Consider the following 6433-nt stretch of genomic DNA (forward strand, 5'->3'; position numbering starts at 1 on the left):
TCCGCGAACGGAAAGTGTCCACGATCTACGTGTCGGCGGGCCGCGCGCCGGGTTGGGAGTCTGATTGGTCCGTCTCCGGTCGTCGGCGCGTGTCGAGTGCACCGAGGGCTGACGGGCGGCAGGATGACGGGATGGCCGAGCCGCACGACCTGACCGCGTTGGAGCAGGCCGCCGCCCTGGCGCGCGGCGAGCTGTCCAGCGGGGACCTGGTCGAGCACTACCTGCGCCGGGTGGCGGCGATCGGCGACACCGTGGGCGCGTTCGTCACGCTCACTCCGGAACTGGCCCGGGAGGCCGCCCACGCGGCCGACGCCGTGCCCGCCGAGGGACGTGGCCCACTGCACGGCGTACCGACCGCGATCAAGGACCTCACCCTCACCGCAGGGGTCCGCACCACCTTCGGGTCGGCCGCCTTCGTCGACTTCGTACCGCCGGTCGACGCCGACGTGGTCCGGTTCATCAAGGCCGCCGGTCTGGTGAGCCTGGGTAAGACGACGTGCTCCGAGCTGGGCTGCTCGCTCTACTCGGAGGGCCGGGTCGCGCCACCGGCCCGCAATCCGTGGCAGCTCGCGTACACCGCCGGCGGGTCCAGCGGCGGCGCGGCGGCGGCGGTGGCGGCCGGGCTGGTCCCGGTCGCCCAGGGCTCCGACGGCGGCGGCTCGCTGCGCATCCCGGCGTCGCTCTGCGGCCTGGTCGGCTACAAGCCCAGCCGTGGCCTGGTCTCCGGCGGGCCGCTCGGCTCCGGCGCGTTCGGCCTGCCCACCAGCGGGCCGCTCGGCCGCACCGTCACGGACGTCGCCGCGCTGCTCGACGTCATGGCCGTGCCGGTGCCCGGTGAGCCCTACCTGCCGCCGGCCGCGCCCCCCGGGGGCTACCTGGCCGCCGCCCGCCGGGCCGAGCCCGGCCGACTGCGGATCGGCCGGTTCACCACCCCGATGCTCGCCGACGAACCGGTGCACCCGGACTGCGTGGCCGCCGTGGACCGGGCGACCGCGCTGCTCACCGCCGCCGGCCATGAGGTGGTCGAGGTGCCCGCGCCGCTCGGGCCGGAGGCGTGGCCGCTGTTCGAAATCATCTGGTACGTGCTGGCGCTGGCCCCGGTGCCGCCGCAGCGGGAGTCGGAGCTGCTGCCGCTGACCCGGCTGCTGCGGGCCCGGGGCGCCGAGGTCTCCGCCGGGACCCTGGCCGCCACCCTCGGCGAGTTGCAGGCCCAGGTCCGCCTGGGTGCCCGCCGCACCGCCAACTGTGACCTGCTGCTCTGCCCCACCCTGGCCGCGCCGCAGGCACCCGTCGGCTGGTTCACAGCGGACGGTGACCCGGCGGCCGATTTCGACCGGCAACGCCGCTTCTCGCCCTACTGCGCCATCTTCAACGTCACCGGCGACCCCTCGGTGTCCCTGCCGCTGGGCACGACCACCGACGGTCTGCCCGTCGGGGTGCTGCTCACCGGCCGGTACGGCGACGACGCGCGGCTCATCGCGGCCGCTGCGCAACTGGAAAACTGGAGTGACGGATGGGATCGGCACCCCGCAATCTGGCGGGCCGTCGACTCCGCTAACGTGAATGGCGACGGAGTCGACCGGTCGTCATCATGATCGTTCACCCGACCCGGTTGTTCGAGGTCCTTCTTCCGCCTGGGGGCGTTGGGATTGTCTGTTACCGAGACATTGCTGGTCTTCGTCGGCATCCCGGCGGCGGCGGTGCTGGTGATCGCCGGCCTGGCGTACGCCGGCAGTCGCGGCGCTGGTAGCGCCGGCGGTGGTGGTGGCTCCAAGCGCTACCGGCCGGGCCGGCCCTTCGACTTCACTCCGGTCTGGTTCCTGGGCCGCCCGGAGCAGCTGGCCGACTCGGCCGGCACCGCGCTGGCGGCGGGCGCGCAGGCGCCGGCGCTGACCAGCCACAAGCTTGAGCAGGCCAGCGTCGAGGCGCCGGCCGGTGGAACCGGAGGCGCAAGTGACCGTTGGTGAGGAGCAGACCGGGACGGCGAATCCGCCCGAGGTGCTGGACGGGCCGTTCACGACCCGCCAGTTGCTGCGCATCGACGAGGCGCTGCGCCTGGCCGACCAGGGCACCGGCCTGGTCTTCTCGGTCTTCGTCGGCGGTCTCGACGAGCCGGTCCGGGAGCACGCCCAGCGGCTGCACCGCCAGCTCGCCAACCCCGACCGGTCGGTGCTGATCGCGGTGTCGCCCAACCAGCGGCAGTTGGAGGTCGTCACCGGGCGGCACGCCCGCAAGCGCATCCCCGACACGTACGCCAAGCTGGCCGCGCTCTCCATGGTCGGGGCGTTCAGCGGGGGCGACCTGGCCGGCGGCATCATCAACGGCCTCGACCAGCTCGCCAGCCACGCCGGCAAGGGCTGAGCGCAACTCGTACGACGAAGCCCGGCCCGCTGACCAGCGGGCCGGGCTTCGGTCTGTGCGGGGGCCGGCGAGGGTCGGCGCGGGCTTCCACCCACGCCGACCCCTCTGTCGTACGTGATCAGGCGATCTGGGCGTCCTTCGCGCGGGCCTTGAGCGCCCGCATGACGCCGTCGCGGCCCTCGGCGACGAGCCGGCGCAGCGGGCCGGGGTGCCCGTCGCCGGCCAGCCACGCGTCGGTGGCCGCCACCGTGTCGTCCTCCACCAGGTAGGTCGGGTACGCCAGCTGGGCGAACTCCTGCGCCGGCTCGCTGTCCCGGGTGGCCCACACCTGGCCGACCGCCGCGAAGTACCGCTCCCGGTACGGGGCGACCAGCTCCACCTGCGCCGGGTGGGCGAAGCCCTGCAACAGCGCCCGGTGCCGCCAGTTGGGCAGAGCGTCGGGGCCGGTCAGCAGCGCCCACACGGCGGCCTTGTTCTCCGCGGTCGGCACCAGCGCGTGCGCGTACGCGGCCTCCCGCTCGCCGCTGGCGGTGCGGTCACCGGCCAGCTCCGCCTCGATCTCGGCCGCGCCGGCCGCACCGTTGGCCACCAGCGCGCCGAGCACCGTCCACCGCAGCTCGGTGTCGACGGTCAGCCCGGCCGGCACGCCGGAGCCGTCCAGCCAACCGCGCAGGGTGGCCAGGTCCTCCTCGGAGCGGGCCGCCGAGGCGTACGCCCGGGCCCAGGCCAGCTGGAATCCGCTGCCCGACTCGGCCGCCGCGAGCGCGTCCCGCGCCGTGCGGGCCAGGTCGGCCCAGCCGGTCGGTGCCCACGCGGGGTCGGCGTACAGGGTGAGCGTGGTGGTCGCCTGCCGCAGGGTGGCGGTGACCAGGTTGATGTCGGTCTCGGCGGGCAGCCCGCTGACCACCAGCGCCACGTAGTCGCGGGCCGCCAGCTCGGCGTCCCGGGTCATGTCCCACGCCGCGGTCCAGCACAGGGCCCGGGCCAGCGACGACTCGAAGCCGCCGATGTGCTGCACCACCGCGGCCATCGACCGGTCGTCGAGGCGCAGCTTGGTGTAGCTCAGGTCGTCGTCGTTGAGCAGCAGCACGTCGGCCGCGCGGACGCCGCGCAGCTCGGCGAGGTCGGTCCGCTCGCCGGTCACGTCCACCTCGTGCCGCTCGCGGCGGACCAGCCGCCCGTCGGTAAGGTCGTACAGGCCCACGCCGATGCGGTGCGTCCGCAGCGTCGGGTATGCGGCCGGCGCCTCCTGCCGGATGACGACCTGCTGGTACGCGCCGTCCGCGCCGATGGTCACCTCCGGCCGCAGCGTGTTGACCTGCGCGGTCTCCAGCCACTGCGCGGCGAACTTGCGCAGCTCCCGGCCGGAGGCCGCCTCCAGCTCGGTGAGCAGGTCGTCGAAGGTGGCGTTGCCCCAGGCGTGCTTGCCGAAGTATGCCCGCAGCCCGGCCACGAACGGCTTCTCACCCACGTACGCGACGAGCTGCTTGAGCACGCTCGCGCCCTTGGCGTAGGTGATGCCGTCGAAGTTGACCTCCACGGCTTCCATGTCCGGCATCTCGGTGTAGACCGGGTGGGTGGAGGAGAGCTGGTCCTGCCGGTAGCCCCAGTTCTTCCGGATGGACAGGAACGTCGTCCACGCCTCGGTGAACCGGGTGGCGTTGGTGTTGCACCAGTGGCTGGCCCACTCGGCGAACGACTCGTTCAGCCACAGGTCGTTCCACCAGCGCATGGTGACCAGGTCGCCGAACCACATGTGGGCCATCTCGTGCAGGATCGTGTTGGCGCGCTGCTCGTACTCGAAATCGGTGACCTGGGAGCGGAACAGGTAGTGCGACTCGGCGTGCGTCACGCAGCCGAAGTTCTCCATCGCGCCGGCGTTGAAGTCGGGCACCCAGAGCTGGTCGTACTTCGGCAGCGGGTAGCGCACCCCGAACTTCTCGTGGAAGAAGTCGAAGCCCTGCTTGGTGATCAGGAACAGGTCGTCCGAGTCGAGGTACGGCGCCATCGACGCCCGACAGAACGCGCCCAGGTCGATGCCGTCGTGGGTGTCGCGCACCTCGTGGTACGGCCCGGCGCAGAGCGCCGTGATGTACGTGCTCATCCGGGGCGACTCGGTGAAGTGGAGGGTCTTGAGCCCCTCACCCGCCGGCTCCTCACTCTGCACCGGCATGTTGGACACCACCCGCCAGTGCGCCGGCACGGTGGCGTGCCAGGTGTACACGCTCTTCAGGTCCGGCTGGTCGAAGCAGGCGAAGACCCGCTGCGCGTCGGCCGTCTCGAACTGGCTGTAGAGGTACGTCTCGCCGTCCACCGGGTCGACCGTGCGGTGCAGACCCTGACCGCTGTTGGAGTAGCCGAAGTCGGCCTCGACCACCAGGGTGTTCTCGCTGTCCAGCCCGGACAGGGTCAGGCCCTTCTCGGCCGACCAGTCGGACAGGTCGACCGGAGCGCCGTTCAACGTGGCGGAACGCACCGCATCGGCGGCCACCTCGATGAAGGTGCTCGCGCCCGGCTCGGCGCAGCGGAATCGGACCTCGGTCGTCGACCGGAACGTGCGGCCGTCGGCCGCCAGCACGGCGGTCGACAGGTCCAGGCTGATGTCGTACCCCGTCACGTCGAGCAGGCGGGCCCGCTCGGTCGCCTCCACCTGCGTCAGGTTGCGCACTCCCGGCACTGTTCGTCTCCATCCCACATCTCGCCGTACGCCCGGCGGCGCCCGTCTGCCGACCGCCCGTGGCGGCCGGTCCGGAACCGAGTCTTCCACGTACCGGTAGCCGGCGGTGGCCGAGGTCACGCTCTGATTCGGGTGCCGGCCGGCGCGGGCCGGGGTGAAAATTCGTGGAGACGCCGGATCGCCGGCGCCACCTGTCGCGAAGGGACCTCACCGTGACCGAACGTGTCGCTGTGGACATGTGGTTCGACCCGGCCTGCCCGTGGGCGTGGATCACCTCGCGCTGGCTGCTCGAGGTCGAGAAGGTCCGTGACGTGGACATCCGCTTCCACGTGATGAGCCTGGCCGTGCTCAACGAGGGCCGGGACGAGCTGCCCGAGGAGTACAAGTCGTTCCTGAGCACCGCCTGGGGCCCGGTGCGGCTCTGCATCGCCGCCGAGCAGCGGTACGGCGGCGACGTCCTCCGCAAGCTCTACACCGCACTCGGCACCCGGATCCACCTCGGCAAGGAGGAGCGGGGTCGGGAGCTCTACGTCGCCGCGCTGGCCGACGCCGACCTGGACCCGGCGCTGGTCGAGGCCGCGGACAGCACCGAGTACGACGAGGCGCTGCGGGCCAGCCACGAGGCCGGTATGCGGCCGGTCGGGCAGGACGTGGGCACCCCGGTGATCCACGCGCCCGGCCCGGACGGCGGTCAGGTGGCGTTCTTCGGCCCGGTGATCACGCCGGCGCCGAAGGGGGAGGCTGCCGGCCGGCTCTGGGACGGCGTACTGCTGGTCGGCGGCACGCCGGGCTTCTACGAGCTCAAGCGCACCCGTGAGCAGGGCCCGATCTTCGACTGATCCACGACCACCACGCGCCCCCGTTCGGACACCGTCGGCTGCCCGGGCGGGGACGTGTCGCGTCGGACGCCGGGTGCGCTCCCGGGGGCCGGGAACGGTCACGGCGTCACCGGTGGGCGGGCGGCCTCGTTTCCCTCGGTGTCCGCCGCAGCGACCCGCAGGGCCGCACCCCGCAGCTCGTGGAGGCAATCCCGATGGCCAAGCACCGTGCGTCCGGTGACGATCAGCTGACCCGGCAGGGGGTGATCGAGACTCCCGGCGCGGCCTACTGGTCGGTCGACGACTCCCGCTGGCCGGTGGTCCGTCCCGACCTTCCCGCCCACCTGGTGGACCTGCTCGCCCCGCCCATCGTGGTCGGCGTGGCACGGGTCCCGGTCACCTCCCGCCTGACCCCGCCCGCCGACATCGCGGCGGCCGATCTTCCGGCGCCGCTCGCGGTGCCCGCGCCGGCCGTCCAGCCGGCTCCCGTACCGCCCGCGCCGGCCGTCCAGCCGGCTCCCGTACCGTCCGCGCCGGCCGTCCCGTCGTTGGTCGCGCCGGCCGTGCAGCCGCCGAT

General features: G+C 73.0%; 6 protein-coding genes. 5 read left to right on the plus strand and 1 reads right to left on the minus strand.

All coding sequences use genetic code 11. The annotated features are described in order from the left end of the window. The first annotated feature begins 131 nt into the window (after window positions 1-131). The 3 genes from EAD98_RS05430 (at window position 132) to EAD98_RS05440 (ending at window position 2361) form a co-directional block, all read left to right on the plus strand. A complete protein-coding gene (locus EAD98_RS05430; protein WP_121652977.1) occupies window positions 132-1595 on the plus strand; it encodes an amidase in 1464 nt (487 codons plus the stop codon). Between the two features lie 72 nt (window positions 1596-1667). Continuing rightward, window positions 1668-1967, plus strand: coding sequence for a hypothetical protein (locus EAD98_RS05435; RefSeq protein WP_121652978.1), 300 nt, complete (start codon window positions 1668-1670; stop codon window positions 1965-1967). Then, the gene (locus tag EAD98_RS05440; protein WP_121652979.1) at window positions 1954-2361 is read left to right on the plus strand and encodes a DUF5130 family protein; all 408 of its coding nucleotides are present in this window, start codon (window positions 1954-1956) and stop codon (window positions 2359-2361) included. The genes EAD98_RS05435 and EAD98_RS05440 overlap by 14 nt, the downstream gene beginning before the upstream one ends. A gap of 118 nt (window positions 2362-2479) precedes the next feature. Here the strand turns inward: EAD98_RS05440 and pepN are convergent, their stop codons facing one another. Next, window positions 2480-5029: an aminopeptidase N gene (gene pepN / locus EAD98_RS05445; RefSeq protein WP_121652980.1), complete on the minus strand. Its 2550-nt coding sequence runs from the start codon at window positions 5027-5029 to the stop codon at window positions 2480-2482. A gap of 221 nt (window positions 5030-5250) precedes the next feature. Here pepN and EAD98_RS05450 point away from each other — a divergent pair, with 221 nt between their 5' ends. Continuing rightward, window positions 5251-5877, plus strand: a complete 627-nt coding sequence (locus tag EAD98_RS05450; protein ID WP_121652981.1) for a DsbA family protein — start codon at window positions 5251-5253, stop codon at window positions 5875-5877. Window positions 5878-6071: 194 nt separating this feature from the next. Continuing rightward, a partial coding sequence (locus EAD98_RS05455) for a hypothetical protein (protein ID WP_121652982.1) occupies window positions 6072-6433 on the plus strand: 362 nt, incomplete at its 3' end.

This window comes from Micromonospora sp. CV4, assembly GCF_003667455.1.
Lineage (GTDB): Bacteria > Actinomycetota > Actinomycetes > Mycobacteriales > Micromonosporaceae > Micromonospora.